This window comes from Streptomyces sp. NPDC021020, assembly GCF_044333285.1.
GTDB lineage: Bacteria > Actinomycetota > Actinomycetes > Streptomycetales > Streptomycetaceae > Actinacidiphila.
Genome location: NZ_JBIRQQ010000019.1, coordinates 20,985 through 46,759 on the forward strand (window position 1 = coordinate 20,985; position 25,775 = coordinate 46,759).

Here is a 25,775-nt window from a genome sequence, read left to right on the forward strand (position 1 = left end):
GATACGGCTCGCCGCCCGAAGGCGCCGCCGGGCGGGCCTAGTTGGCGGACAGCGAGAAGGAGCGCTGCTTGACGCCGAAGCCCGGGACGGTGATCTGGGCGAGGTAGTTGCCCGGGGTGGCCGGGGTGCCCTTGGGGGACTTGCACGCGGGGGAGCTGGTCTTGCCGTTCCAGCGCACGGTGATGGCGGCGGAGCTGTGGGCGGGGATCTTGACCAGGGACGGGGACTTGCTCGGCGGGCAGTCGTCGGAGGACCAGACGTGGGTGTTGTCGGGGTCCTTCGTGACGTCGAGGACGGCGGAGACCGCGCTGACGTCCAGTTTGCAGTCGGCGGCGCCGCTGTTGGTCGCCCGCAGGGTGAACACCGGGTACTGGCCCACCGGATACTGGTTCTGGTCGGTGGTGAGGGACAACGCCACTGTGCCGGACGTGCAGTTGGGCAGCGAGGACCCGGCAGGGACGGGTACGGCCGTACCGCCCGAGCTGCCGCCGCCGTTGCCGCCGGTGGTGCCGCTGCCCGGGTCCGTACCGGCGGACGACGCGCCCGCGTCCGTACCGTCGTCGCCGGAGCCCGCGGTGTCACCGGGCGTGGCGCCCGAACCGGCCGTGTCACCGCCGGAGTTGCCGCCGTCGGTGTCGGACGGGGCGGTGTCCCGGCCGCCGGGGCGGCCGCTGATGTGGGTGCCGGACGGGGTGGGGCCCGCGGTGATCGTGCCGACCGGGGTGTGCGAACCGGCGGGCGCGGACGTGCCCTTGCCGTCACCGCCGCCACCGCCGCGCGTCACGGCCCAGAGCACGAGCGCCGCGATCACCACCACCGCGGCGGACATGGCGACTCGCCGCCGCCAGTAGATGGACGACGGAAGAGGTCCCACGGGATTGCGCAACGAGCCCACACCCGAACTCTAGGGGAGATCACCCGTGTGCCGTCGCAACACCCGCCGCTCGGTGGCCGCTCTTTGCGGATGATCACGTTTACGTTCCCGGGCGGTCGCTGTCAGTGGCATGTGCGAGGATCGCCATGCCATGAGCACAGACCTGCACGAGACCCCCGAGTCCGCCGCAACCCCCCCATCCCCGGCCCCGCCGCAGCCTCCGAGACCGGAGATCCCCGGCCTCGCGCCCGCCACCGTGGCGTCGCTGCACGAGCTGATCGTCGACTGGTTCGACGACCACGCCCGCGACCTGCCCTGGCGCCGTCCCGACGCGGGCGCCTGGTCGGTCATGGTCAGCGAGTTCATGCTCCAGCAGACCCCGGTGGCCCGCGTCCTCCCGGTCCACGCCGAATGGCTCGCCCGCTGGCCGCGCCCCGCCGACCTCGCCGCGGAATCCCCCGGCGAGGCCGTCCGCGCCTGGGGCCGCCTCGGCTACCCCCGCCGGGCCCTGCGCCTGCACGGCGCCGCCGCCGCGATAGCGCACCGGCACGGCGGCGAGGTCCCGCGCCGGCACGCGGAGCTGCTCGCCCTCCCCGGCGTCGGCGAATACACCGCGGCCGCGGTCGCCTCCTTCGCGTACGGGCAGCGGCACATCGTGCTCGACACCAACGTCCGGCGGGTCTTCGCCCGCGTCGTCACCGGCGTCGAGCACCCGCCCAACGCCACGACCGCCGCCGAGCGGCGCACCGCCGCGGCCCTGCTCCCCACCGACGAGCCCACCGCCGCGCGGTGGGCTGCCGCCACGATGGAACTCGGTGCCCTCGTGTGCACCGCCCGCTCCCCGCAGTGCGGGGGCTGCCCCGTCGCCGCCCTCTGCTCCTGGCGGCTCGCCGGGAGCCCGCCCCACGACGGGCCGCCACGCCGCGGCCAGACCTACGCGGGCACCGACCGCCAGGTCCGCGGCCGCCTCCTCGCCGTCCTGCGGGCCTCGCCGGGAGCCGTCCCGCAGGCGGTCCTCGACGCGGTCTGGCACGAGCCCGTCCAGCGGGCCCGCGCGCTCGACGGCCTCGTCGCGGACGGCCTCGTCGAGCCTCTCGCGGGAGGCGTCTACCGCCTGCCCTCCTGACGGCGCCGCCGTACGTGGTGGTCCCCGCGCTCCAGGGCGCGGGGGGGCCGCACGGCGCGGGGGCCTCGCACCCGTAACGCCCCGTTTTCCTCCTCCTGTTACACAACCGATGGGTCGCCGTGCGCCCACCGTGCGCCCACGGTCGCGGAAGCCTGACATCCGCTCCCTACGTTCGTCCGCAAGGACAAGCAAGGGGCGGGAGAAACACCATGGCGGCCATCGGCGCGCGCACGAGCGCAGGCTCAAGCCCAGGCGCGGTACTGGACTTCGAGGAGTACGTCAGGACCCGGCAGGAAGCCCTCCTGCGCAGCGCCCGCCGCCTCGTCCCGGATCCGATAGACGCGCAGGACCTCGTCCAGACCGCCCTGGTCCGCACCTTCCCCCGCTGGGACACCATCGCCGACAAGACGCTCGCCGACGCGTACATGCGCCGGGTCATGATCAACACCCGTACGGAGTGGTGGCGCAGCCGCAGGCTGGACGAGGTGCCCACCGGGGAGCTGCCGGAGTCCGTCGTCGACGACGGGGCCGAGCAGCGCGCGGACCGTGAGATGCTGCTCGACGCCATCGCCGGGCTCGCGCCCAAGCAGCGCCAGGTCGTCATGCTGCGGCATTACGGACAGCTCACGACCGAGGAGACGGCCCGCACGCTCGGCCTGTCGATCGGCACGGTCAAGAGCACGCTGCACCGGGCGCTGGCCCGGCTGCGGGACCACCTGGAGGACAGCGGCTACGGCTACCGGCCGCGCCCCGCGGCCGCGGCGGCTACGGGAACGGGGTCGGAGGCGGAGGAGTTGACGGAGGCGATGTGCGTCGCGTGAGGCACGCGAGTGCCGCGACCGCCGCGATGGGCGCGCTGACCAGCGCGTGCTTCGTGGTGGCCGGCTGCGGTGCGGCGGAGACGGGGGCCCGTAACGAGGGCCCCGCGCCTTCGCCGAGCACCCGCGCGGTGTCCACGCAGAGCGCGCCGGCCCTCGCGCGGGACAAGCGCGCGCTGGCCACGATGGTCCGCCGGGACAGCAGCGTGAGCCGGGACGTGCGGGAGGACCTGGTGCCGTGCGGCACCTCGCTCCCGGCCCGCAGGTCCGCCTCGGACGCGGCGTCCGGCGCCGACGCCGGTGCCGGCTCCCGCGCCGCCTCCCGCGCCGCCTCCCGCGCCGGCAAGGACACCACCGCGGGCCCCGCCCGCGACCGCACGCCCCCCACCACGCCCCCTTCCGAGCCGCGCCGCGGCGACCCGGACGACTACCCCGTCAGCATCGACTCCGGCAATCTCACCGCCGGGGACGGCCCCGACCTCGTGGTCAACGTCACGACCTGCGGGAACGGTCTGGGAGTGGCCGCGTACGTCTACCGTATGGTGAAGGGGAAATACCAGAACGTCTTCGCCGACGAGCGGCCGCCGGTCTACGGCAGCGTCGAGGGCGGGCAGCTGGAGATCACGCACGAGGTGTACGAGATGAACGACCCCACGTCGTCGCCGGTCGGGCAGGAGTCGGTGACGTACGCGTGGCGCGGCGGCCGCTTCGTCCAGGTCGCGCGCGAATACGCGGACTTCGGGTCGAAGATGCCGACCGTCGTGCCCGAGCCGACCTCCACCGACCCCGCGCCGCGCCCCGACTCCGACCCGCTCGACCCGGGGCTGCCCAGCGCGACCGCGACACAGGCCGCGCCCTCCGCGCAGCCCACCGACAGCGGTCTTCCGGCGCTCACCGCGGTGCCGCCGCAGACCCCGGCGGGCGGCTAGCCCGATGCCCCACCCCAACGGCCCGCACGTCCTCTTCGTCGAGGACGACGACGTGATCCGCGAGGCCACCACGCTCGCCCTGGAGCGCGACGGCTTCCAGGTCACCGCCGCGCCCGACGGCCTCGCGGGGCTGGACGCGTTCCGCGCCCGGCGGCCGGACCTCGCGCTGCTCGACGTCATGCTGCCGGGCCTGGACGGGGTCAGCCTGTGCCGGCAGATCCGGGACGAGTCGACGGTGCCGATCATCATGGTGTCCGCGCGGGCCGAGGCGATCGACGTCGTGCTCGGCCTGGAGGCGGGCGCCGACGACTACGTGACCAAGCCCTTCGACGGGGCCGTGCTCGTCGCCCGGATCCGCGCGGTGCTGCGCCGCTTCCGCGCCGCCGCCTCCGACGACCCGCCGCCCGACCCGGGCGCGCTGCTGTCCTTCGGGGACATCGCGATCGACCCGGAGGGCCTGGAGGTCACGCGCGAGGGCGAGCGCATCGCCCTGACCCCGACCGAGCTGCGGCTGCTGCTGGAATTCGCGGCCGCGCCCGGCACCGTCCTGTCGCGCGACCGGCTGCTGGCGCGGGTGTGGGATTACGAGTGGGGCGGCGACACGCGCGTGGTCGACGTGCATGTGCAGCGGCTGCGGGCGAAGGTCGGGCAGGACCGGATCGAGACCGTGCGCGGCTTCGGCTACAAGCTGCGGGCCTGAGGCGGCCCCGCCGTGCCGCCGCGCCGCCCCCTCGTCGCCCGTCTGCCGCGCCGCTGCCGGGTGCTGGCCCGGCGGGTGCGCCGCCGGCTGCCCGGCATGACGCTGCGGTGGAAGCTGAGCGCGGCCATCGCGCTGGTGTCGGCGCTGGTCGTGGTCGCGCTGAGCCTGGTCGTGCACAACGCGGCGCGGGCCAGCATGATCAACAGCGCCCGGGACGTGCAGGACGAGCGCGTGCAGTCCGCGCTGCGGATCTACGAGACGACGGGCCGGCTCGTCTTCTACGCCACGATCGACGACCCCGGCCTCCCGCCGGAGCTGCGCACGTACGCGGACGACGGCCAGCGCGCCACGTACGTCCAGCGGACCCGGCGGGGCCTGCGGGTGTGGGCGGCGACGCCCGCGGGGAACGGCCGGGTGCTGTCGCTCAGGACCGGTATCACCGACCGCTACTCGGTGCTCACCGACCTCGACCGCACGCTCGTCATCGGCTCGGTGGCGGTCGTGCTGTGCGGTACGGCGCTCGGCGTCCTCATCGGCGGCCGCATGTCGCGGCGGCTGCGGCGGGCCGCGCTCGCGGCCCGCAAGGCCGCGGACGGCGACACCAACGTGCGGGTGCGGGAGGCCATCGGCGGCGGCGGGCGGGACGAGACCGACGAACTCGCCCGCGCGGTCGACGCGATGGCCGACGCGTTGCAGCGGCGGCTGGAGGCCGAGCGGCGGGTGACCGCCGACATCGCGCACGAACTGCGCACGCCCCTCACGGGGTTGGTCACCGCCGCCGAACTCCTCCCGGCGGGGCGGCCGTCGGAGCTGGTACGGGACCGGGTGCACGCGCTGCGCACGCTCGTCGAGGACGTGCTGGAGGTCGCCCGGCTGGACGGCGCGGCCGAGCGGGCGGACCTCCAGGAGGTCGCGCTCGGCGAGTTCGTCCGCCGCAGGGTGCCGGTGCTCGCGCCCGGGGCGGGCGTCACGGTCGTGGCGGACGCGGTCGTCCAGACCGACCCCCGGCGGCTGGAGCGCGTCCTCGGCAACCTGCTCGCGAATGCCGCGCGGCACGGCTCGGGGCCCGTCGACGTCCTGGTCGACGGCCCCTTCGTACGCGTCCGCGACCACGGCCCCGGCTTCCCCCCCGACCTCCTCCGCGACGGCCCCAGCCGCTTCCGCACCGGCTCCACCGACCGCTCCGGCGGCCACGGCCTCGGCCTGACGATAGCCACCGGCCAGGCCCGCGTCCTCGGCGCCCGCCTCACCTTCCGCAACGCCCCGCAGTCGGCGGGCGGCGGGGCGGTGGCGCAACTGCTGCTGCCGCGCTGAGGGGTGGGCGCACCGCTCAACCCCGTCGGCCCGTCAGGTGAGTTGGTAGCCCGCCGCCTGGAGGCGGAAGAGGCGGGCGTACGTGCCGTCCGCCGCGAGCAGCTGCCGGTGGGTGCCGGATTCGGCGATGCGGCCGGCTTCGAGGACGACGATACGGTCCGCGTCCCGGACGGTGCCGAGGCGGTGGCTGATCAGCAGCGTGGCCCGCCCGTCGCGCAAGTGGCGCAGGCGGGAGTGGAGTTCGGCCTCGGCTTCGGCGTCGAGGCCGGACGACGGCTCGTCCAGGACCAGGACGTCGGCCTCGGGGCGGAGCAACGCGCGGGCGAGCGCGATGCGTTGCCACTGGCCGCCGGACAGCACGACGCCGGCGTCGGGGTCCGCGAGCGGGCGCTCGGCAGCGGTGTCGGCGGCGTCCGCCGGGGTCTCCTGCGGGGCGGCGAAGACACGGCTGAGCATCGTGTCGTAGCCGCGCGGCAGCGACGCGAGCTGGTCGTGGACGCCGGACCCGCGCGCGGCCTCGGCGACGGCGCCGGGCTTGTCGGCGGCGTCGAGGTTGCCGAGGGCGATGTTCTCCCGGGCGGTGAGGTCGTAGCACATGAAGTCCTGGAAGACCGCGCCCATCCGGCGCCGCAGCAGGGCCGGGTCGAGGTCGCGGATGTCTGTGCCGTCCCAGGTGATACGGCCGCGCACCGGCTCGTACAGCCGGCACATCAGCTTGACGAGCGTCGATTTGCCCGCGCCGTTGAGGCCGACCAGGGCCACTGAACGGCCCGCCGGCACCGTCAGGTCGAGGCCGGCCAGCACCCAGGGGGCGGTGTCGGCGTAGCGGAACCACACGCCCTCGAAGCGGATGCCCTCGCGGAGGGGCTCCACCGCGCCCAGGGCCTTCGACGCGCCCGGCCCCCCACGCGGCCCCGAACTCTCCGACACGAGGGACGAGTAGAAGCGGAAGAGCACCAGCACCTGCCCGGAGCCGGCCAGTTGGCCGATGATCTCCGCGAGCGTCCCCTGCACCCCGGCCAGCGCCGCGATCAGCACCGCGAGGTCGCCGACCTCCCCGTGCCCGGCGGCGATCCGCGCCGCCCCCGCGTAGAGCGCCACCGCCGACACCCCCGCGGTCAGCAGCGACAGCCCGCCGTCGATGCCCAGCGTCGCACGGTCCAGGGCCCGTTCGCGGCGCTGGCCCGCGCGGAGTTCGCCGAGCATGCGGCGGCGAAAGTGGTCGCCCAGGCCGAACAGCCGGATCTCCTTGGCCGCCCGCAGGTCCGTCAGCAGCGAGCCGTAGAAGACTTGGCGGCGGAAGCGCGGCGAGGCGCTGAGCAGCATCCGGCCGCTCTGCCGGGCGAGCCAGGTCTGCGCCACCGCGTTCGGCAGCACGGCCAGCACGACGAGCGCGGTGACGAGCGGGGTGAGCGCGAGCAGGCTGGTCAGGAAGCCGCCGATGGTCAGCAGCGACTGGAGGACGCCGAGGCCGGCGCCGGTGAGCGCCTGCGGGCCGTTCTGGCTGGCCTGCTGGGCGAGCCGGAGGCGGTCGTGGTAGTCAGGGTCCTCCAGCCGGGTCAGGCCGGGCTGAGCGGTGACCGCGCGGAACAGCCGGTCCTGGGTGTGCAGGACCACCCGGCGGTCGATCTCGGCGCCGAGGTATCTGCCGAGGTGCTGGAAGAGCGCGGCGACCGCGCCCGCCGCGGCGACCGCGACGGCGAGGGCGCCGACCCGGCCGGCGTGGCGGGCGGTGAGGTCGTCGATGAGGAGCTTGGTGAGCCAGGCCACCGCGACCGGGGTGACGCCGGCGACGACGGTGAGGGCGAGCCGTACGGTGGCCTGGAGGGGCGCGGCCCGGAAGTAGACGCCGAGTGCCTGGGCCAGTACCCGCGCGCCGGACGGCTCCCCCGGCCGGCGCTCAGCCACGGCCCGCGCGGGCGGGGGCGCCGTCAGTCGCGTGTCCGTGCCCGTGCCCGTGGTCGTGGTCGTGGCCGTGCGCGAGGGGGTGGCGGAGCTGGTGCGGGTGGTCGTGGGTGCTGGCCAGGGCAGCGGCGAGGTCCTCGCCGCTGCCCTCGGTCGCGCCGGTCGCGCCGGACAGGACGTAGAAGGGTGTGACGTTGACGCGGAAGGCCCGCAGCAGCGGCCCCGGCGCCCCCTCGAGCACGACCGCGCCCGTCGGCGCGAGCACCTGGGCCAGCTCGGTCGCGTCGTCGCCGCGTTTGCGCTGGACGACAGCGAGCGCCCCGACGCCGTCGGCGGCGAGCGTGGCGGCCGCGTCGGCGAAGACGGGCGCCTCCCGCGCGCAGGACGAGCAGGAGGTGGAGAAGAAGCCGATGACCGTACGGCCGGCGAGCCCGGCGCGTGTCACCTCCCGCCCGTCCACGGTGGCGGCGGCGAAGTCGGGTATCGGCTCGCCACGCGCCGGGCCGCCGGGGTCGGGCAGCGTCACGGCGCCGCCGGCTGCCGTGGCAGCCGGCTGCCGGCGCAACCGCCGGATCACGGCCGCGGTGACAGCGAGGTTCAGCAGGACGATCACGGCGAGTACGACCACCGCGGCGGACAGTACGGCCATCGGATGCGCTCCGTTCTTACGTCGTGTGCTCGGGTCCTACATGCGTTCCGGGCCCGCCCGCACGCCGGGCCGCGAGACCGAGCGGCCCCGGCCTCACGCGAGACCGAGCCGCCCCGGCCTCACGCGGCGGCGAACAGCTCGGCCAGGTCGTCCCACAGCGCCACCGCCCCCGCCGCCGCGACCGCCCCCAGGAGGGACACCAGCAGCGGCCCGGCCCCCACGTCGGCGGGCCCCGCGGCCTGTCCGGGCCCGCCCGCGAGCGCGCTCGCCGCCAGAGCAACCAGCAGCCCGTTGCGTACGAGCTGGGCCGCGCTCACCGGCCGGTCGGACGGCCCGAAGCAGTTGCAGGCCACCGGTTCCGGCGCCCGCAGCGCGCGGGCCAGCGCCGCGGTGAAGGCCAGCAGCAGGGCCGCGGCCAGCGCGAGCGCGAGGTGTGCGGTCGCCGGCACCAGCAGGCCGGCGGCGAGCAGGACCTCGCCCGCCGCAAGCAGGGCGGCGGCCGGGCGCCGGTAGGCGGCGGGCACGCCGGCGAGGCGGCCCACCGCCGTCGTGAAGGCGGCGAACGCCGCGCGCGAGCGCAGCTTCGAGGCCGCCGACACGGTGAAGACGAGGGCCAGGACGAGCCGGGCCTCCACGTCCAGCCAGATCATGTGCGCTCTCCCCGCTCGGTGCCTGCCCCGCCGTCCGGATACGGGACACTGGTGGTGCGTGGGGGCGAGCTCCAATCGCCCCCACGCACCCGTGGTCCCGCGCTCGGGCCGGCTGTCAGCAGTAGCTGCCCCACGTGATCTGCCAGCCCAGGCTGCAGCCGCAGCTCCAGGCGCAGCCGTGGCGGCCGTGGCAGTCGGTGGCGTTGGCCCACTGCGAGCCGGGCATGTTGGGGGCGGGCTTGAGGTCCACCGCGCAGGCTGCCGCCTCGGTCTCGGGGACGACGAGCCGCAGTACGCGCTCACCGAGCTTCTCCATCGTTGCGATCATGTCCTGACACCTTTCACTGAGCAGTGACACAGGGCGGGCGTAAATCGATGCTCGCTAGCCCGCAATTGTTGCTACGAGCGCCGTAAGACTTCACTGCATCAGAGCAAATTTCAAGCATGCTCCCCGAATATCTCTAACTAGAAGTCAATACTCCACTTATGGCCCCGTGTTGACGCCCTTGACACCTTCCGGCGCACATGTCAGCATGCAGCCACTATCGCAAGTTTCGGCGTGCATCATGCAAACAGAATGCGCGCATGAGCAAAAGCCGGAGGGTGTCGTGCAGAGTTCCGCCACCACATCGCGCGGCGCCGCCGTCGCGGTCAGCGGTCTCAGCAAGGCGTTCCCCAGCGGCGACGGCGGCACGATCACCGCCGTCGACCACGCGGACCTGGACATCGCGCCCGGCGGCGTGGTCGCCCTCACCGGGCCGTCGGGCTCCGGGAAGTCCACGCTGCTGCACCTGATCGGCGCCATCGACGTACCCGACGCGGGGGCGATCACGGTCGCCGGCACCGAGATCACCGCGTCCGGGCGACGGGCGCTGGCCCGCTACCGGCGGACCGTCGGATTCGTCTTCCAGCGCTTCCACCTGCTGTCCGCCCTCACCGCGCGGGACAACGTCATCGCCCCGCTGCTGCCGTACGGCAAACGGGGCGCGGGCCTGGAACGGGCGACCGAGCTGCTCGCGGCGGTGGGGCTGGCCGGGCGGGAGGACGCGCTGCCCTCGCAGCTGTCCGGCGGCCAGCAGCAGCGGGTGGCCATCGCCCGCGCGCTCGTCGGCGAACCCGGCCTGCTGCTCGCCGACGAGCCCACCGGGAACCTGGACTCGGCCACCGGCACCGAGATCATCGAGCTGCTGCTGACGCTGAACGCCGACTTCGGGACCACGATGGTGATCGCCACCCACGACCCCGGCATCGCCGCCCGCTGCGACCGCACCGTGCTGCTGCGCGACGGCGTCATCACCCGGGTCGAATAGGCGCGTCCACTGCACAAGGGCGCCCAACGGCCGTGGGCGCTCCCGGCCGGCGGCGCCGTCGCCTCACCTCCAACGACAGGACGGACCCCCCGTGTTCGGCATGGTGCTCGCTCAACTGCGGTTCCGCGGCGGCCGGGCGGTAGCGCTGGTGTGCGCGCTGCTCGTGGCGGTGACCTCGTTCGCCGTACTGACCGGAACCGCCGACACCCAGCGGGTGAACCTCACCGGGACCGTACGGGCCAACGCCCGCGGCGCGTACGACCTGCTGGTACGGCCGACCGGTGCACGCAGCCGGCTGGAGACCGCCGGCGGGCTGGTGTCGTCCACCGCGCTGAGCGGCCTGAACGGCGGCATCACCACCGCCCAGTGGCAGAAGATCGCCGGCCTGCCAGGCGTGGACGTGGCCGCGCCGGTCGCGGTGGTCGGCTACTCGCTGCCGATGCTGTTGCTCACCGCGGACGTCTCCAAGGGCCTCAAGCCCGGTAAACAGCGGCAGTTGCTCCGCGTCACCCCGGTGCACACCTCGGAGAACGGGCTGACGGCCGTCCCCGGCGAACAGTCGTACGTCTACGTGTCGGACCTGCCGATGCACGGCAACGACGACCACCCGACCAACCCCGACGAGGTGCAGCCCGACGGCAGCGTCCGCGAGCTGTGCGCACCGGTCGCCACCTACCAGGACCCTGACACCGGGCGGCAGGTGCCACAGATGGCGGACGTCCACTGCGGCACCAGCAACGACGACAACACCTTCAACCTGGCGAGCATCGACGACCTCGGCAGCTACGCGTCCGGCACCGACCCGAACGGCACCCACGCCAACCCTCCGGCCGGGACGACCCTGCTCACCTGGTCCTTTCCCTACCTGGTCGAAGCGGTGGACCCGGCCTCCGAGGCCCGGCTCGCCGGCCTGGACACCGCGATGACCAGCGGCACCTACCTCACCGGCCACAAACCCCAGCGGGTGAGCGGCAGTTACGCCCAGGAGTACGGCGTGCTCGACATGCCGAGCGGGACGGACAGCTGGGAGGACATACCCGTCCTGATGGCCGACCGCCCGGCGATGGACGAGTCCATACGGCTGGACCTCAGCCGGCTGCCGGCGGCCGCGGTGGACAAGGTGGCCGCAGGCGACGATCTCGCCCAACTTGAGAAGGAGCTGCCCGCCCAGAAGGGCACCCCGGCGGGCAGCGTGACGCTGCACACGGGTGACGCGTACACCATCCTGCTCAACGGCCTGCGGGACGTCGCCGCGGGGAAGGTCCGCGCCGCCCCGGCCTGGCGCTCGGAGGTGTCGCCGCTGCTGGAGGACTACTTCTCCGCGCTGCCGGTCAACTACACGGCCGCCGGAGGTGGTTCGCAGCTCGCCGCCCGGCCCGTGCCCGGACTCGGCGACCTGGAGGATCTGTTCGCCGACCCTACCGACCTGCGGGACACCGCGGTACGCCCGCTGAGCACCCACCAGGCCCCGAACTTCAAGTCGCAGAACAACGTGCGGATGAAGCTCGTCGGCGAGTTCGACCCCGAGAAGCTGCGCAGCCTGACCAGCGGGCTCGGCGCCGTACCGATGGAGACGTACTTCGCGCCCCAGGCCACCGGCGCCGACCCGGCGTCCGAGCAGGCCCTCGGCGGCAAGCCGCTGCTGCCCAACGGCAACATCGGCAACCTGCTCTCCGTACCGCCGTCGATCATCACCACGCTGGACGCGCTGCCTTACCTCAACGACCCCGAGCGCTTCGACAACGCCACTCCGGCGCAGGGCGTCAACAGGGCGGCGCCGATCAGCGTGATCCGGGTCCGGCTCAGCGGGTCGCTGGGGGTGGACGCGCTGTCCCGGGAGAAGGCGCGGCTGGCCGCGCAGCGCATCCACGACGCGACCGGCCTTGAGGTGGACATCACCATGGGCTCCTCGCCGTCGCCGGTCACCGTGGCCGACCCGGCCGGGAAGTACGGCCGCCCGGCGCTGCGGCTGGACGAGATGTGGTCGAAGAAGGGCGTCGCGGCCGCCGTCGTCGCGGCGGTGGACCGCAAGTCGCTGATCCTCTTCGTACTGGTGCTCGCGGTGTGCGCGCTGTTCGTCGCCGGGGCCACCAGCGCGGCGGTCCGCGCCCGGCGCACCGAGCTGGCGGTGCTGGCGTGCGTCGGCTGGCCGGCGCGCAGCCTCTTCGCCCTGGTGCTGTACGAGGTGCTGGCGCTCGGCGCGGCGGCGGGGGTGGCCGGGGCGGCGCTCGCGCTGCCGCTGGGGCACCTGCTGGACGTGCACGTCGGCTACGCGCGGGCCGCCGCCGCGATCCCCGCCGCGCTGCTGCTGGCCGCGGTCGCCGCAGTGCGCCCGGCGTGGCAGGCGGCACGGGCGCACCCGGGCGCGGCGGTGGCGCCCGCGGTCAGCGCGCCGCGGCACGGCGGCCGGGTCACCGGCATCACCCGGCTGGGCCTGGCCAACCTGCGCCGGGTCCCGGGCCGGGCGCTGCTCGGCACCGCAGCGCTGGCCATCGGCGTCAGCGCACTCGTCGCGCTCGCCGGGATCAGCGCGGCCTTCCACGGCGCGGTCACCGGCACGCTGCTCGGCGACGCGGTCTCGCTCCAGGTGCGCGGCAGCGACTACGCGGCGGCCGCCATCGCCGCCCTGCTCGGCGCGGCCACCATCGCCGACGTGCTCTACCTCAACATCCGCGAACGCGCCGACGAGTACGCCCTGCTGCACGCCACCGGGTGGCCGGACGGCGCGATCGGCCGCCTGGTCCTGACCGAGGCGGCCGCGATGGCGACGCTGGGCGCCCTCCTCGGCGCGGGCGGCGCGCTGACCGCGCTGCGGGTCTTCACCGGCGAGCTCTCGGGCGGCCTGGCCCTGCTGGCCGCCGGGATCGCCGCGGCGGCCGTCGCCGTGACACTCGTGTCCGCCGCGCTCCCCGCCCTCTCCCTGCGCCGCACCCCGCCGGCCCGGCTCCTGGCGGGCGAGTGAGAGGCCGCCGCCTGGCTTGCGCGGGCGCCGCTCTTGCCGTCTGCTGGGGGGCCCTGCGCAGGGGCCTGCTGCTGGTGACGGTGACGGGCCCGAGCATGGAGCCGACCTACCACGACGGCAGCCGCCTGCTGGTGCTGCGTACGCCGGCGGCCCGGATACGTACCGGCGCCGTTGTCGTCTTCCGCGCCCCGGACGCCGCCCCGGGCGACTCGCCGGTGGTCAAGCGCGTGGCCGCCCGCCCCGGCGACCCGGTCCCGGCCGCCGCCCACTGGGCGACCCGTACGACGCAGGGCGCCCGCGTCCCCCGCGGCAGCCTCGTACTGCTGGGCGACTCCCCGTCCCGGAGCACGGACTCCCGCAGCTGGGGCTACGTCCCTACGTCGGCGGTGATCGGCGTGGTGACCAGGGCGCTGGGCGGCTGAGCGCGGCCTATGCTCCGGGGGGCGGGGTGGGGCGAGGTCGACAACGTCGCCGAGCGCCTGCCCGTACGTCGGCGCCGGGGCCGTCCCCGGCGTGATGCTCCCGCCGTCGGACCCCACCGCGCAGCTCTCCCCCTGCCCCCGTGACCGCCCCGCGCGTCCCGGCCCTCGCCGTCATCCGCACGTGGCCCCTCACGGCGGTTCGGTGCCGGGTGTCACAGCCATGAGCTATGAACGGAGAAGCCCGCACCCGCCTGGTGACCCGCACCTCCCGGAGGCCCCGTGACCGCCCCCCGCCCCGCCCCGCTGCCGCCCGCCCTGTCCGCGATGACCCTGCTCGCGGCGGCCGTCATCGTCCACGACCCGGCGACGGACCGCGTCCTCCTCCTGCGCCGCGGCCCCCACGCGAAGTTCGCACCGGACCACTGGGACCTCCCGTCCGGCAAGTCCGACCCCGGCGAGCCCGTCACGACCACTGCCGTCCGCGAACTCCACGAGGAGACCGGCCTGGTGGTCGCCCCCGAATCCCTGCGCCTCGCCCACGTCATCCACGCCGCGTGGGGCGTCGAAGCCCCCAACGGCTTCGTGAGCGTCGTCCTGTCCACCACCACGTGGTCCGGCACCGCGTCCAACCGCGAGCCCACCAAACACTCCACGGTGGCCTGGACCCCCACGACCGCCCTCCCCACCCCCTTCGTCCCCTCCACCTCAACCGCCCTCACGTCCTACCTGGCGTCCGCTCCCCCGTCCCTCACGATCCGCGGCTGGGACTGACCGTCCCGGTGCCCCTGAAGCGCCCCCCGGGCCGCCGCCACGAAGCCCTCCCGGGCAGCCTTGAACGCCTTCCAGTCCGGCCGCGCCCCGCCGTCCCGGTGCAGCCCAGCCACCCCGTCCAGCAACACGCGGGCCTCCGCGGCGGGCCCGACCCCCTCGATCTCGATCAGCGCGAAGGCGCGACGCGTCGCCGCGTACGCCTGATCCACGGCCGCGACGGCGGCCACCTCGTCGGCGTACCGCCCGTCCCCGCGGAACCACGCGACATGGGCCTCGGCATCGGCGGCGGCCAGAAAGGCGGCGTAGGCGTCGCGCCGCGCCAGATACAGGGCAGGGGAGTCGTCGAGCATGCACCCCACGCTAGGGCCCCGCGACCGGCCCCGTCAGCACCCCGTGCCCGAGACACCCGGGTTGTGGTAGCGCACCGACCGGCTCGGCGACAACCGCGCGCCCTCGCCGGTCGGTTCGCATGCCGCATCCGGCGCGCAGACGGTCTGCGGGCTGCACGTGTCGAATGCCGGGTTGCACTCGGGCAGGCACGTCGGGCTCATGCGCACCGCGCTGCCGGGGAAAGCGGCTTCGAGTTCCGCCCGGGCCGCGCGCATGGCGATACCGTCGTAGATCTCCTGAAGGCTCTGCTCACGGACGTTCCCGAGGTTCATCCAGCGTGCGAAGACGCAGGGCCACACGTCCCCGTCCGGCGACACCGCGAACTTCGCCCGCCCGCACATGCCGCACAGCCGCCGCAAGTCCGGGTAGGCGCCGTCCGCGCCCCGCCCGAAGGGCCGGACCCGGTCCGTACGCACGTCACGGATACCGAGCTGAAGCAGATCCCGCTCGGCGTCCCCGGCTCGCTGGCCCCGCAGCACGTCGATGACGCTGCCGCGCAGGGCGACACCGAGTTCGCGTGCCTTCTCGACGTTGGCCCGCGTCCTGGCGTGAGCGCCTCGCGCCTCCGTGACGTCGTCGTGGTCGGCGTCCTGATCGCTGTAGTAGCTGAACGCGACCCGCACGCCGGGCAGGCGCAGTACGTCCCACACCTCGGGCCGGATGTGGGTGAGGTTGCTGAAGACCTCGACGCGCATCGCCTTCCCGAGGGCGTGGCGCACGAAGCGCGGCAGCTCCGGATGGAGTGTCGGCTCCCCGCCGATGAACTGGACGTCGCGGACGCCCGTCGCGGCCAACTCGTCGATCACGCGCAGCCAGTCGGCGGCGGTCATGACGCCGTGCGTGCCCTGCGGGGAGGAATTGGCGTAGCAGTGGCGGCAGGCGAGATTGCAGAAGCCGGTGATCTCCAGCCAGGCGAAGACCGGCCGCAGCGGAAGTGCTCTCATGCGTGGCTCCTACGGGCGCCAGGGGTCGGTGAGTTGGTAGCTGTGCGCGCCGGGGTGGCCGTCGTACGCGCAGCACGCCTCGTCCGGCATGGCGGAGTCGACGGCGGGGCAGTCGGGAAGCGCTTCGAGGCCGGGCGTGTCGTCGGGCGACTCCCAACGGGCCCACACCGCACCGGTGTCCGGGGCGTCGAGGTCCAGGACATACGCGTGGTGGGCGCCCGCCGTGTGCGTCTGGAGCACGCAGCGCAGGTCGTGCTCGACGTGCGGTCCGAACGCGGCTGCTGCGGCGCGGGGTTCGCCGGTGAGCACGCGCCGCTCGCGGCAGACGGGGAGCGGGACGGGTGCGTAGCCGCTCGGGGCGGCGAGGACGGCCCAGGTGGTCTTGCCGTCAGGCCCCGGCGTCCAGCCCCAGTCCGCCGCGAAGGCGGCCACCAGCGGGAGGCCACGACCCGTCTCGGCGTACGGGTCGGCGTCCGCGCGGAGCACCGGCGGTGCGGGCGAGCCGTCCCGCACCTCGACCACGACCCGCCCGCCGCCCGCCCCGAGGACGACCTCGGCTCCCGCGCCCGGCGCGTGCCGGAGCGCGTTGCCGGCCAGCTCGCCGAGCACGAGCCCCACCCCGTCCGCACTCCCCCCGAGCCCCAGCCCGCCCAGCCACTCCCGCACCTCCCGCCGGGCCCGCCCGACATCCCCGAGGCCGGGCCCGACGCCGAGCGTCATCCGATGGCGTACGGCGGGTACGTCCGGGCGCCCGCGCGGGGCGGGGGCGGTGGGGGTCCTGACGGTGGCCATGGGCGTTCTCCCTTCCGGCGTGAACCCGGGTCCCGGGTTCTCCCGTCGAGAGAACCGGAGGCGCCCCGGCGAGCGCGCGGCCACCGGCATGTAAGAAGCATGTAATTCGCGCTTCGGATTCACCCCGTCCGGGAATCCAGCACCCGACGTGCCGCTTCACGAGCTACGTTCGGAACGTCCACCCGCTGTAGCGCCGGAGTCGCGATGGCCGCAGACGCCAAGCCCAATACCGTCATCCGCGAAGTGCGGGAACGCGAATTCCGCATGAGCCGCGACGAGTTCGCCCGCCTGGTCAACACGACGGCGACCGCCCTGAGCGAGAACACGGGCTGCACGGGGCGCCTCATCGCCGCCTGGGAACGCGGCGAGGTAGCCACCCCGCGCCCGGTCTACGCCCGCGTCCTCCACGAGATGACCGGCCGGTCGCTGGCCGAACTCGGCTTCGCCGTTTGCCGAGGCTCGGCCGGCGCCGTTGGAGAGCCAACCGCTTCCCGACCGCAACGCCCTGTCGACGAGGGCTACCGTCCTGGAACTCACACCGCACCCATGTTCGTAAAGGAGCCTGTTTCAGGCACCCTGGATGACATGATCCGCCGTGAGTTCCTACGCCTCGTCAGCGTCGCGAGCGTGTCCGCCCCGGGCGCTCCTGCCGGGGAATCGCCTGTCCCGGACACGGTCGATACCGACGACTTCCGAGAGTACGGCGCCCTCAACGCACACCTTTGGAGCGTCTACAGCCTGGCGCCTGCCAAGCAATCGGTCTACCCCGTCGTACGCGACCACGTCTCCAGCCTCACTTCGGCATTGCGGGACACACGCTCGGAGGAGGAACGCCGCACGCTGTGCGACATGATCGGCAATGTCGCACAGTTGGCGGGTGAGGTGTGGTTCGACGCCAACCGCTACACCGAGGCAGCCCACTGCTACACGCTTGCTGCCGACGCGAGCAAAGAGGCGCGGAATCGGGATCTCTGGGCGTGTGGACTGGTCCGCCACTCCTTCGTGAGTATCTACTCACGCCGATATGGCGACGCCCTGCCGCTTCTGGACGCCGCGGAGATCCTTGCTCGCAACGGGGACAGCCAACTCCCGACCCGGCACTGGGTCGCATCCGTACGGGCACAAGTGCTCGCGGGGCTGGGCGACGCAGCCGGCTGCGGCCGGGCCCTGGACGAAGCGACTGCCGTACAGGAAACTGCCACGGCTGCGCCGGGCGGCTGGCTGCGTTTCACCGGCGACCGGCTCGCCGAGGAGCGCGGCGCCGCGTACATGTCCCTCGGCCGACTCGACCTGGCCGAGCGCGCCTTGAGCGAAGCCCTTCAGGACTCGCTCTCTCCCCGCCGCCGCGGCGCCGTGCTCTCCGACCTCGCCGTCATCGGTGCACGCCGCAGGGACATCGACCGGCTGGTCGGATACGGCTCGGACGCTGCGGACCTCGCGCAACGCACAGGTTCGGGCTACATCGTCCGTAGACTGCACGGCCTGCAACCCCACCTCGTACCGTTCCTTTCCGACTCGCGGGTCACCGAACTCCGCGATCGCCTCATCGCCTTGGGAGCCTGATCGTGACGAACGAACCCGGCCGCCGTTTCCGTGACGCCTGGATCGCCGGAGTCCGCAAGCACCACCCCGGGGAGCCGAAGCCCGGGTACGTCACGCCCTGGGAGGACACGCCCGCGTGGGAGCGGGCCGCCGCGGCGGCTGTCGAGGGGCAGGTCGAGGCGTTTCTCGACGTCAGCGAGGGGCATGCGGGGAAGCTGAGCCGGGAGCAGAAGGGGCGGTTCGTCGCCACGTGCTGGATCGCGCAGATCCACCGGCTCATCGCGGATCCGAAGCCGGGGTACGTCGCCGACTGGGCCGAACTCCCCGACTGGCAGCGGGAGACGGACGCGGACATCTTCGAGGCGCTCGAAGCGCGGGGGTGACGATCGCCGTCCGGCTGCACGGGGCCGACGAGGCGCGGGCGTTGACCGAGGAGCTGGCCCGCGTCTGGACGGACGCGCACCCGGAGTTCGCCGCGGACGGGGACCAGCGCGCCGGGGAATTCCGGGCGCAGATCCGCGGGCACTTCCGGCACGCCGGGTTCGCCCTCGCCGCCGCGTACGGCAGCGGCACGCTCGTCGGCTTCGGCTACGGCTTCCCGTGCTCCGCCGAATACTGGTACGACGAGGAGCTGTTGCCGCAGATACCCGCCGACGCCCGGGAAGGGCTCATGGGTGTGTGCGAACTCGCCGTACGCCCCGGGTGGCAATCCCGAGGCATCGGCACCCGCCTCCACGAAGCTCTCGTCGCGGCGGTCGCCCCGCGGTGGGCGTCGCTGCTCGTCGACCCCGCCAACGCCCGGGGCCGCGCCCTCTACGACCGACTCGGCTACCGCTACGCGGGCCCGTACCGGAACGGGGGCGAGACCTACGACCTGCTCATTGCCCGTGCTCACGAGAGGAGTTCGACGGCGTGATTGCTGCGGCAGGTCCACGGCCGCCTCCCGCACGCCGGATTCGCCGGCGTCGGCGGGCGCGAAGGACGGATGCCTGCCGTCCTACCCCTCCGCCGGACGCAGCCTGTCGGCGAGCCGGTCGGCCGCCCAGACGGCCAGCGCGCAGGCCGCGAACCCAGCCCCGAGGAGGCTGGAACCCGCCCAGCCGTGGGCGCCGTAGACGGCGGTCGTCGCGGCGGCGCCGAGGGCGGAGCCGAGCGAGTAGAAGACCATGTAGCCGCCGATGACGCCGCTGAGGCGGTCCGGGTGCGCGGCGGTGAGCAGGTGCTGGTTGCTGACGTGCACGGCCTGCACGGCGAAGTCGAGCAGCACGATCCCGGCCGCGAGCAGCCACAGCGACGACGGCAGCCGCTCGATCGCCGCCCATGACGCGACGAGCAGGGCGAGCGCGAGCCCGGTGACCGGCGTGGCGCGCCCGGCGTCGGCCCATCGTCCCGCGCGGGCGGCGCCGAGCGCGCCCGCCAGGCCGAGGACGCCGAAGAGCCCGATCCGGCTCTCGCTCAGGTGCCGGGAGGCGTCCGCCAGCGGGAGTGACAGGCCGCTCCACAGGGTGCCGAAGGAGGCGAAGAGGAAGAGGGCGATGAGCCCGCGGGTGAGGAAGAGGCGCTGCGTGAACAGCCCGCCGAGCGCGGCGACGGCCCGGGCGTGGCCCGCGGGCGGACGGGGGCGGTCCTCCGCGGGCAGGTAGGCGCGGACCAGGCCCGCGAGGCCCAGTGACAGCGCCGCGAGCACGGCGTAGACGCTGCGCCAGCCCCACAGTTGGGCGAGCACGCCGGTGACGACGCGGGCGCCCAGGATGCCGACGACGACACCCGAGGTCACCACGCCGATGGTGCGGCCGCGTTCGCCCGGGGGCGAGACGGATGCGGCGTACGCGACGGTCGTCTGGACGACGACCGCGAACATCCCGGCCGCCGCGAGCCCGGCGAACGCCAACCAGGCGGCGGGTGCCGCGGCGGTGAGGACCGCGCCCGCGGCGGTCGCCAGCAGGTGCACGGCTATGAGCCGCCGCCGGTCGGCCACGACGTCGCCGAGCGGCACGAGCAGGACGAGCCCGGCCAGGTAGCCGAACTGACCGGCCGCGACGATCCACCCGGTGAGCCCGGCCGGCACACCGAGGTCCCGCCCCATCGGCCCCAGGACCGGCTGCGCGGCATAGACCCCGGCCACGGCCACGCCGCACACGGTCGCGAGCAGCAGGCGCCGCCATGTGGTCATCACAGCCCCCCATCGGTAGCAAATTGAAACCGATTGCGACCGTACGGCACAATGGTTTCGATTCGCAACCCGAAGAGGAGGCGCCATGCCAGGCGGCGACGCACGCACGCCGGCCCCCGACCGGCCGGACATCGATTGGACCGACCCGGAATGCCCCGTCGCCCGCACGCTGGACCTGGTCGGTGACCGGTGGAGCATGCTCGTCATCCGCGACGCGATGGACGGGGCGCGGGCGTTCACCGAATTCCAGCGCCGCACCGGTATCGCCCGCAACATCCTCGCGGACCGCCTCCGCAAGCTCACCGCCCACGGACTCCTGACCCAGCGCACCGCGCCGACCGGCCGCCGCCAGGAGTACGTCCTCACCGACGCGGGCCAGGCCCTCTTCCCGGTCGTCCTCACCCTGCGCCAGTGGGGCGAACACCACGCCTTCGCCCCCGGCGAACCCCACTCCACCCTGGTCGACACCGACGGAACCCCCGTCCCGACCTTCACCCCGACCGCTCCGGACGGCACCCCGCTGGACGCCGAGACCACCCGCGTCCGGAAGTCCTAGAGCCCCCAGGGGCCGCCCCTCGGGCACCCCCTCAGTGGAATTCGTGCACCACCTGGATCTCGCCCACGATGTGCGCGTTGAAGTCGTCCAGCTCCTCCGCCGGGACCCACAGCTCCAGGATCGTGCGGCCGCCCGCCTGTTGGACGGGGTAGCGGATGAGGAAGGCCGACTCGACCTCGAAGCGGGTGACGTAACCCGCGCCGTCGTGGGGGACGTTCCAGTCGCGGGCGATCGTGATCGCGTACTCCTCGTTCAGCACGGGGTAGAAAATCGGCTGCTCGGGGAGGCGGGGCGGCCAGGCGCGCCAGGCGAGGGCGCGGACGAGGTCCAGCTCGGCCGGGCCGGTGGGGCGCCAGAGGGTCGTGGTCATCGGGGGTGCTTTCGGGAGGGGCCGGGGCGTCCGCACCGTAGCCGGTCGGCGCGCGGGCGGGCCAGGGCTTATCCGGCGGACGCCGCCGCGTCCAGGGTGGTCAGGGTCTCGCGGAGCCAGGCCAGCTCCGCCTTGGTCGTCGCTCGGGCGATGAGGAGGACGCCGCGGCGGAAGGGGTCGGGCATGTCCTCGGCTCGTTGGGGGCCGGACGCGTCGTGGAAGAAGCTCGACGGGGTTTCGAGGAAGGCGAGGCGGCGGCGGAGGACGGTGGCCTGGGCGGCGGGGTCGGGGAGGTGGCGGAGGAAGGCCAGGACGGTGAACCAGCGGTTCTCGTTGGTGATGTCCTGCTCCGGGGGCTCCGCCAGGCGGCGGAAGAGGTCCGCCCGGCCCTCGTCGGTGAGGCTCAGGACGTGGCGGGGGGCCGCCGCCGCGCCGGGCTGGGGGGTGCGGCTCAGCAGGCCCGCCTGCTCCAGGCGTTTGATCGCCGGGTAGAGCGTGCTCTCCGCCACCGGCTTGACGTGGCCGCTCAGCGCGGCGATCCGGCGCCGCAGGTCGTAGCCGTGCAGCGGCTCCTCGTGGAGGAAGCCGAGGATCGCGAGTTCCAGCATCGGGCCATTGTCCCCCACCGGGAGGTAATTCGAGAGCGACATACCTCGGGACCGATGTATGGTGAGGCGCGAACACGCGAGCGAAGGAGCAGGCACATGCGTCAGACACGCTTCGGCACCGGCCACGCCCACATCCGGTGGACGGAGACCCCCGGGCAGCGGGAGTGGGACGGGCCCGCGCGCGTCCATGTGCACGGGCTCGGCGCGGCCTCGGGCGCCTACACCGCGCACCTCAGCGCCGACCCGCTGCTCGCCGGGCGCCGCACCCTCTTCGTCGACCTGCCCGGCTTCGGGCTCAGCGACCGGCCCGCCGACTTCGGCTACTCCCTGGAGGACCACGCGGACGCGCTCGCCTGCGTGCTGGACGCCGCGGGCGTACGGGGCGCGGAGGTCGTCGGGCACAGCATGGGCGGCGCGGTCGCGATCGTGCTGGCCTACCGCCGACCCGAGCTGGTCTCCCGGCTCGTCCTCGCGGAGGCGAACCTCGACCCGAGCCCGCCGGAATTCGTCGGCAGCAGCTCCATCGCGAGCTGGACGGAGGAGGAGTTCGTGCACGGCGGCGGCTTCGCGGCCACGCTGGAGCGCGTCGGCTGGATGTGGGCGGCCACCATGCGCACCTCGGACCCGCTCGCGCTGCACCGCTCCGCCACCGCGCTGGTCCGCGGCACGGAGCCGACGATGCGCGCGATGCTCACCTCGCTCACGGACCTCCCCCGCACCTACCTGGTGGGCGAGCGCTCCGGCGAGGAGTGGGTGGACCGCCCGGGGCTGGAGGCCGCGGGCGTGGAGGTCGTGAACGTCCCGGAGGCCGGCCACTGCGTCATGTTCGACAACCCGGCCGCGTACGCCCGCGCCATCGCCGGCTGACCCCTTCGTCAGCGCTCGCCCGACACGGCGGTACGACGCCGGACGTCGGCCATGAGCGTGTCCAGCAGGGCGATGAGCTGGGCACGCTGCTCCGGCTCCAGGCCCTGGACGAGGCTCGCCTCCCGGCCGAGCACGGCGTCGACGGACCGCTCGATGAGGTCGTGCCCCGCGGGGGTGAGCGCGACCTCCACCGCGCGGGGCCCGGCGCCGGGCGTACGGCGGACCAGGCCCTCGCGTTCGGCGCGGGCCACGCGCTGCGAGACCGCCCCGGCCGTGACGAGCGTCCGGCGGGCGATCTCGCGGGTGCCGAGGGCGTACGGGGGGCCCGCGCGGCGGATGACGGACAGCAGGTCGAGGGTCGCCGCGTCGATGCCCGCGGCGCGCAGGACGCGGGCCCGGTCGTCCGAGAAGAGCTTGGCCAGCCACCAGATGGGCGTCACGATCTCGATCGAGTCGGTGGGGGCGCTCGGCCGCTCCCGCCGCCACGCCGCCGCGATCCCGGCGGCCGTCCGCGCGGAGCCGGCCGCGTCGGACCCGGCCGCATCGGGGCGGGACGCCTCAGCACCGGAAGCGTCGCCGCCGGAGACCTCGCCGCCGGGCGCCCCCTCCACCCCGGAAATCCCCATGCCGCCGCCCTCCGCCATCCGCTACGTTTAGGTCTAAACATAGCACCGCACCCCGGAGGCCCCCTTGCCCCGCACCGTCCTCGTCACCGGCGGCACCAGCGGTATCGGCCGCGCCGTCGCCGCGCTCTTCGCCGCCGACAAGGCACACGTGATCATCACCGGGCGGCACCAGGACACCGTCACACAGGCCGCCCACGAGCTGGGCGTGTCCGGTGCCGTCTGCGATGCCACCGACCCGGACCAGGTCGCCGCTCTCGCGGAAGGCCTCGGCCCCCTCGACGTCCTGGTCAACGCGGCCGGCGGCCTGCCCGCGGCCCCCGCCGACAGCAAGAGCACCTTGCACGGCATCCTCGTCCAGTGGCAGGACAGCCTCGCGCAGAACCTGCTCACCGCCGTCCTGACCACCACCGCCGTACGGCCCCTGCTCACCGCGCACAGCTCCGTCGTCAGCATCGGCTCGATCGGCGCCGAGCGGCGCGGCGGCTCCTACGGGGCGGCCAAGGCGGCCCTCGCGGCCTGGAACGCGGCACTCTCCCACGAGCTCGGGCCCAGCGGCGTGACCTGCAACGTCATCGCGGCCGGCTACGTCGAAGGCACCGGCTTCTTCCGTGGCGGGATGACCGGCGAGCGGCACCGCGCCCTCGTCGAGGAGACGCACGACAAGCGGGCGGGCACGGTCGACGACATCGCGCGGACCGCCTTCTTCCTCGCCTCCCCCGGCGCCCGGCACATCACCGGCCAGACCCTGCACGTCAACGGCGGCGCCCACACCACCCGGTGACACGGCGGAGCCCCCGCCCGCCGGGAAAGGCGGACAGGGGCTCGCGTACAGCGGGAATCAGCGCGCGGAAATCAGAGCGCGTCGGCCAGCAGCGGCTCGTCCTCCGGCTCGGAGGCGGCCTTCGGCTTGGCGCCCGGGCCGCCGCGCAGCGGGGTCTCGACCAGGAACCAGGCGGCCACGAAGCCGAGGACGCTGACGATCGCGCCCCACAGGAAGACCGTGTGCGTACCGGACGACACCGCGTGGAAGTACGCGTCCTTCAGGCCCGCCGGGAACTTCGCGATCGTCGCCGGGTCCAGCTGGGCCCCGCCCTTCATCGCGGCGGCCCCGCCCGGCGCGGACTCCATGGAGTGCTGCACCTTGTGCGAGAAGAGCGCGCCGAAGAGGGAGACACCGAAGGAGCCGCCGATCGTGCGGAAGAGGGTCGCCGACGACGAGCCGACGCCGATGTCCCGCATCTCCACGCTGTTCTGCGCGATCAGCATGGTGATCTGCATGATGAAGCCCATGCCCGCGCCGAGCACGGCCATGTACAGGCCGGAGGTGAAGCGCGTGGTGCCGACGCCCATCGTGGACAGCAGCACCAGGCCGACGGTGATGAGCGCGCCGCCGACGATCGGGAAGACCTTGTAGCGGCCGGTCGCCGTCGTGACGCGGCCCGCGACCATCGAGACGGCCATCATCGCGAGCAGCATCGGCAGCAGCAGCAGGCCGGAGTTGGTCGCGGACGCGCCCTGCACGGTCTGCTGGTACAGCGGCAGGAAGGTCATCGCGCCGAACATCGTGAAGCCGACGAGGAAGCCGACGACGGAGATCAGCGAGAAGTTCCGGTTGCGGAAGATCCGCAGCGGCATGATCGGTTCGGGCGCGCGGGTCTCGGACCAGACGAAGGCCGCGAGGGTGGCCAGGCCGAGCACCAGCAGGCCGATGATCTGGACGGAGCCCCACGCGTACTCGGTGCCGCCCCAGGTCGTCAGCAGCACCAGCGAGGTGATGGAGACCGTCAGCAGCACGCCGCCGAGGTAGTCGATCCGGCCCTGGCTGCGCTTCTTCGGCAGGTGCAGCACCGTCGTGACGACGGCGAGGGCGACCGCGCCGATCGGCAGGTTGATGTAGAAGCTCCAGCGCCATCCCCAGTTGTCGGTGATGGAGCCGCCGACGAGCGGGCCGCCGATCATGGCGATGGCCATGACACCGGCGATCATGCCCTGGTACTTGCCGCGCTCCCGCGGCGGGATCAGCTCGCCGATGATGGCCATGACGCCGACCATCAGACCGCCCGCGCCCAGGCCCTGGAAGGCCCGGAAGGCGATCAGCTGGTCCATCGACTGGGCGGCGCCGGAGGCGGCCGAGCCGATCAGGAACAGCACGATCGAGGTCAGGAAGATGCCCTTGCGGCCGTACATGTCGCCGAGCTTGCCCCAGATGGGGGTGGAGGCGGCCGTGGCCAGGGTGTAGGCAGTGACAACCCACGCGAGGTGGTCGAGGCCGCCGAGCTCGCCGACGATCGTCGGCATCGCGGTGCCGACAATCATGTTGTCGAGCATCGCCAGCAGCATCGCGATCAGCAGGCCGCCCATCACCACGCGCACGCTGCGCTGGCGGGGCCCGCTCTCCTTGCCGTCCGCTCCGGCACCTTCGGGCAGCGGCCCGGATGCGGAGGGTGTGGCGGATTCGGTCTGGGACATGACCGGTG

At 74.0% G+C, this 25,775-nt stretch carries 28 protein-coding genes; 15 read left to right on the forward strand and 13 right to left on the reverse strand.

The features are described 5' to 3' along the window. Window positions 1-37 precede the first annotated feature (37 nt). Window positions 38-829: a hypothetical protein gene (locus tag ACH4SL_RS36540; RefSeq protein WP_398454458.1), complete on the reverse strand. Its 792-nt coding sequence runs from the start codon at window positions 827-829 to the stop codon at window positions 38-40. Window positions 830-1,025: 196 nt separating this feature from the next. On the opposite strand from ACH4SL_RS36540, the gene ACH4SL_RS36545 reads away from it, so the two are divergent. The 5 genes from ACH4SL_RS36545 (at window position 1,026) to ACH4SL_RS36565 (ending at window position 5,761) form a co-directional block, all read left to right on the forward strand. Continuing rightward, window positions 1,026-2,000 (forward strand): A/G-specific adenine glycosylase, encoded by a 975-nt coding sequence (locus ACH4SL_RS36545; RefSeq protein WP_398454461.1) that lies wholly within the window; start codon window positions 1,026-1,028, stop codon window positions 1,998-2,000. Between the two features lie 209 nt (window positions 2,001-2,209). Continuing rightward, window positions 2,210-2,821: a SigE family RNA polymerase sigma factor gene (locus ACH4SL_RS36550; RefSeq protein ID WP_398454463.1), complete on the forward strand. Its 612-nt coding sequence runs from the start codon at window positions 2,210-2,212 to the stop codon at window positions 2,819-2,821. Then, a complete protein-coding gene (locus ACH4SL_RS36555) occupies window positions 2,818-3,747 on the forward strand; it encodes a hypothetical protein (RefSeq protein WP_398454465.1) in 930 nt (309 codons plus the stop codon). Before ACH4SL_RS36550 ends, ACH4SL_RS36555 begins: the two co-directional genes overlap by 4 nt. A 4-nt stretch (window positions 3,748-3,751) precedes the next feature. After that, window positions 3,752-4,447 carry a two-component system response regulator CseB gene (gene cseB / locus ACH4SL_RS36560; RefSeq protein ID WP_398454467.1) on the forward strand — a complete coding sequence of 232 codons (696 nt, stop codon included), beginning with the start codon at window positions 3,752-3,754 and terminating at the stop codon, window positions 4,445-4,447. Between the two features lie 96 nt (window positions 4,448-4,543). After that, on the forward strand, window positions 4,544-5,761 hold the full coding sequence (locus ACH4SL_RS36565; protein ID WP_398454568.1) for a sensor histidine kinase: 1,218 nt from the start codon (window positions 4,544-4,546) through the stop codon (window positions 5,759-5,761). A gap of 33 nt (window positions 5,762-5,794) precedes the next feature. Here ACH4SL_RS36565 and ACH4SL_RS36570 read toward each other — a convergent pair whose 3' ends face one another. The 4 genes from ACH4SL_RS36570 to ACH4SL_RS36585 all read right to left on the reverse strand — a co-directional run bounded on the left by ACH4SL_RS36570 (window position 5,795) and on the right by ACH4SL_RS36585 (window position 9,293). Further along, window positions 5,795-7,669, reverse strand: a complete 1,875-nt coding sequence (locus tag ACH4SL_RS36570; RefSeq protein WP_398454470.1) for an ABC transporter ATP-binding protein — start codon at window positions 7,667-7,669, stop codon at window positions 5,795-5,797. Beyond that, window positions 7,662-8,315, reverse strand: a complete 654-nt coding sequence (locus tag ACH4SL_RS36575) for a TlpA family protein disulfide reductase (RefSeq protein WP_398454473.1) — start codon at window positions 8,313-8,315, stop codon at window positions 7,662-7,664. The genes ACH4SL_RS36570 and ACH4SL_RS36575 overlap by 8 nt, the downstream gene beginning before the upstream one ends. Before the next feature lie 119 nt (window positions 8,316-8,434). Then, window positions 8,435-8,965, reverse strand: a complete 531-nt coding sequence (locus ACH4SL_RS36580; protein ID WP_398454475.1) for a MauE/DoxX family redox-associated membrane protein — start codon at window positions 8,963-8,965, stop codon at window positions 8,435-8,437. 115 nt (window positions 8,966-9,080) lie between these two features. Beyond that, complete coding sequence (locus ACH4SL_RS36585; RefSeq protein WP_398454477.1) at window positions 9,081-9,293, reverse strand: hypothetical protein; 213 nt, start codon at window positions 9,291-9,293, stop codon at window positions 9,081-9,083. Window positions 9,294-9,573: 280 nt separating this feature from the next. Here ACH4SL_RS36585 and ACH4SL_RS36590 point away from each other — a divergent pair, with 280 nt between their 5' ends. The 4 genes from ACH4SL_RS36590 to ACH4SL_RS36605 all read left to right on the forward strand — a co-directional run bounded on the left by ACH4SL_RS36590 (window position 9,574) and on the right by ACH4SL_RS36605 (window position 14,430). Then, window positions 9,574-10,275 (forward strand): ABC transporter ATP-binding protein, encoded by a 702-nt coding sequence (locus ACH4SL_RS36590; protein WP_398454480.1) that lies wholly within the window; start codon window positions 9,574-9,576, stop codon window positions 10,273-10,275. A gap of 100 nt (window positions 10,276-10,375) precedes the next feature. Next, on the forward strand, window positions 10,376-13,237 hold the full coding sequence (locus tag ACH4SL_RS36595; RefSeq protein ID WP_398454571.1) for an FtsX-like permease family protein: 2,862 nt from the start codon (window positions 10,376-10,378) through the stop codon (window positions 13,235-13,237). A 74-nt stretch (window positions 13,238-13,311) separates the two neighbouring features. After that, window positions 13,312-13,659, forward strand: a complete 348-nt coding sequence (locus ACH4SL_RS36600) for a S26 family signal peptidase (RefSeq protein ID WP_398454483.1) — start codon at window positions 13,312-13,314, stop codon at window positions 13,657-13,659. A 324-nt stretch (window positions 13,660-13,983) separates the two neighbouring features. Continuing rightward, window positions 13,984-14,430 carry an NUDIX domain-containing protein gene (locus tag ACH4SL_RS36605; protein ID WP_398454574.1) on the forward strand — a complete coding sequence of 149 codons (447 nt, stop codon included), beginning with the start codon at window positions 13,984-13,986 and terminating at the stop codon, window positions 14,428-14,430. On the opposite strand, the gene ACH4SL_RS36610 is transcribed toward ACH4SL_RS36605, so the two are convergent. Genes ACH4SL_RS36610 through ACH4SL_RS36620 form a run of 3 tightly spaced genes read right to left on the reverse strand, consistent with a single transcriptional unit; the run spans window position 14,382 to window position 16,556 of the window. Then, window positions 14,382-14,780, reverse strand: coding sequence for a hypothetical protein (locus ACH4SL_RS36610; RefSeq protein ID WP_398454485.1), 399 nt, complete (start codon window positions 14,778-14,780; stop codon window positions 14,382-14,384). The genes ACH4SL_RS36605 and ACH4SL_RS36610 overlap by 49 nt on opposite strands. Before the next feature lie 33 nt (window positions 14,781-14,813). Next, window positions 14,814-15,764, reverse strand: a complete 951-nt coding sequence (locus tag ACH4SL_RS36615; protein WP_398454487.1) for a radical SAM/SPASM domain-containing protein — start codon at window positions 15,762-15,764, stop codon at window positions 14,814-14,816. A 9-nt stretch (window positions 15,765-15,773) separates the two neighbouring features. Further along, entirely contained in the window at window positions 15,774-16,556 is a 783-nt protein-coding gene (locus tag ACH4SL_RS36620; RefSeq protein WP_398454490.1) for an ATP-binding protein, read from the reverse strand. Between the two features lie 204 nt (window positions 16,557-16,760). On the opposite strand from ACH4SL_RS36620, the gene ACH4SL_RS36625 reads away from it, so the two are divergent. Genes ACH4SL_RS36625 through ACH4SL_RS36635 form a run of 3 tightly spaced genes read left to right on the forward strand, consistent with a single transcriptional unit; the run spans window position 16,761 to window position 19,014 of the window. Further along, a complete protein-coding gene (locus ACH4SL_RS36625) occupies window positions 16,761-18,119 on the forward strand; it encodes a transcriptional regulator (RefSeq protein WP_398454492.1) in 1,359 nt (452 codons plus the stop codon). A gap of 2 nt (window positions 18,120-18,121) precedes the next feature. After that, window positions 18,122-18,481 (forward strand): hypothetical protein, encoded by a 360-nt coding sequence (locus tag ACH4SL_RS36630; RefSeq protein ID WP_398454494.1) that lies wholly within the window; start codon window positions 18,122-18,124, stop codon window positions 18,479-18,481. Continuing rightward, the gene (locus tag ACH4SL_RS36635) at window positions 18,478-19,014 is read left to right on the forward strand and encodes a GNAT family N-acetyltransferase (protein WP_398454497.1); all 537 of its coding nucleotides are present in this window, start codon (window positions 18,478-18,480) and stop codon (window positions 19,012-19,014) included. Before ACH4SL_RS36630 ends, ACH4SL_RS36635 begins: the two co-directional genes overlap by 4 nt. 81 nt (window positions 19,015-19,095) lie before the next feature. Here ACH4SL_RS36635 and ACH4SL_RS36640 read toward each other — a convergent pair whose 3' ends face one another. Next, a complete protein-coding gene (locus ACH4SL_RS36640; RefSeq protein WP_398454499.1) occupies window positions 19,096-20,271 on the reverse strand; it encodes an MFS transporter in 1,176 nt (391 codons plus the stop codon). Window positions 20,272-20,356: 85 nt separating this feature from the next. Between ACH4SL_RS36640 and ACH4SL_RS36645 the strand changes: the two genes are divergently transcribed. Beyond that, complete coding sequence (locus tag ACH4SL_RS36645) at window positions 20,357-20,827, forward strand: winged helix-turn-helix transcriptional regulator (RefSeq protein ID WP_398454502.1); 471 nt, start codon at window positions 20,357-20,359, stop codon at window positions 20,825-20,827. 31 nt (window positions 20,828-20,858) lie between these two features. On the opposite strand, the gene ACH4SL_RS36650 is transcribed toward ACH4SL_RS36645, so the two are convergent. Continuing rightward, window positions 20,859-21,197 (reverse strand): hypothetical protein, encoded by a 339-nt coding sequence (locus tag ACH4SL_RS36650; protein ID WP_398454505.1) that lies wholly within the window; start codon window positions 21,195-21,197, stop codon window positions 20,859-20,861. Between the two features lie 68 nt (window positions 21,198-21,265). Beyond that, window positions 21,266-21,805, reverse strand: a complete 540-nt coding sequence (locus tag ACH4SL_RS36655) for a PadR family transcriptional regulator (RefSeq protein WP_398454507.1) — start codon at window positions 21,803-21,805, stop codon at window positions 21,266-21,268. Between the two features lie 96 nt (window positions 21,806-21,901). Between ACH4SL_RS36655 and ACH4SL_RS36660 the strand changes: the two genes are divergently transcribed. Next, complete coding sequence (locus ACH4SL_RS36660; protein WP_398454510.1) at window positions 21,902-22,672, forward strand: alpha/beta fold hydrolase; 771 nt, start codon at window positions 21,902-21,904, stop codon at window positions 22,670-22,672. 8 nt (window positions 22,673-22,680) lie between these two features. Here the strand turns inward: ACH4SL_RS36660 and ACH4SL_RS36665 are convergent, their stop codons facing one another. Continuing rightward, entirely contained in the window at window positions 22,681-23,298 is a 618-nt protein-coding gene (locus ACH4SL_RS36665) for a MarR family winged helix-turn-helix transcriptional regulator (protein WP_398454512.1), read from the reverse strand. Window positions 23,299-23,362: 64 nt separating this feature from the next. Here ACH4SL_RS36665 and ACH4SL_RS36670 point away from each other — a divergent pair, with 64 nt between their 5' ends. Further along, a complete protein-coding gene (locus tag ACH4SL_RS36670) occupies window positions 23,363-24,079 on the forward strand; it encodes an SDR family NAD(P)-dependent oxidoreductase (protein ID WP_398454514.1) in 717 nt (238 codons plus the stop codon). Between the two features lie 71 nt (window positions 24,080-24,150). On the opposite strand, the gene ACH4SL_RS36675 is transcribed toward ACH4SL_RS36670, so the two are convergent. Continuing rightward, entirely contained in the window at window positions 24,151-25,767 is a 1,617-nt protein-coding gene (locus tag ACH4SL_RS36675; protein ID WP_398454517.1) for an MDR family MFS transporter, read from the reverse strand. Window positions 25,768-25,775 lie beyond the last annotated feature (8 nt).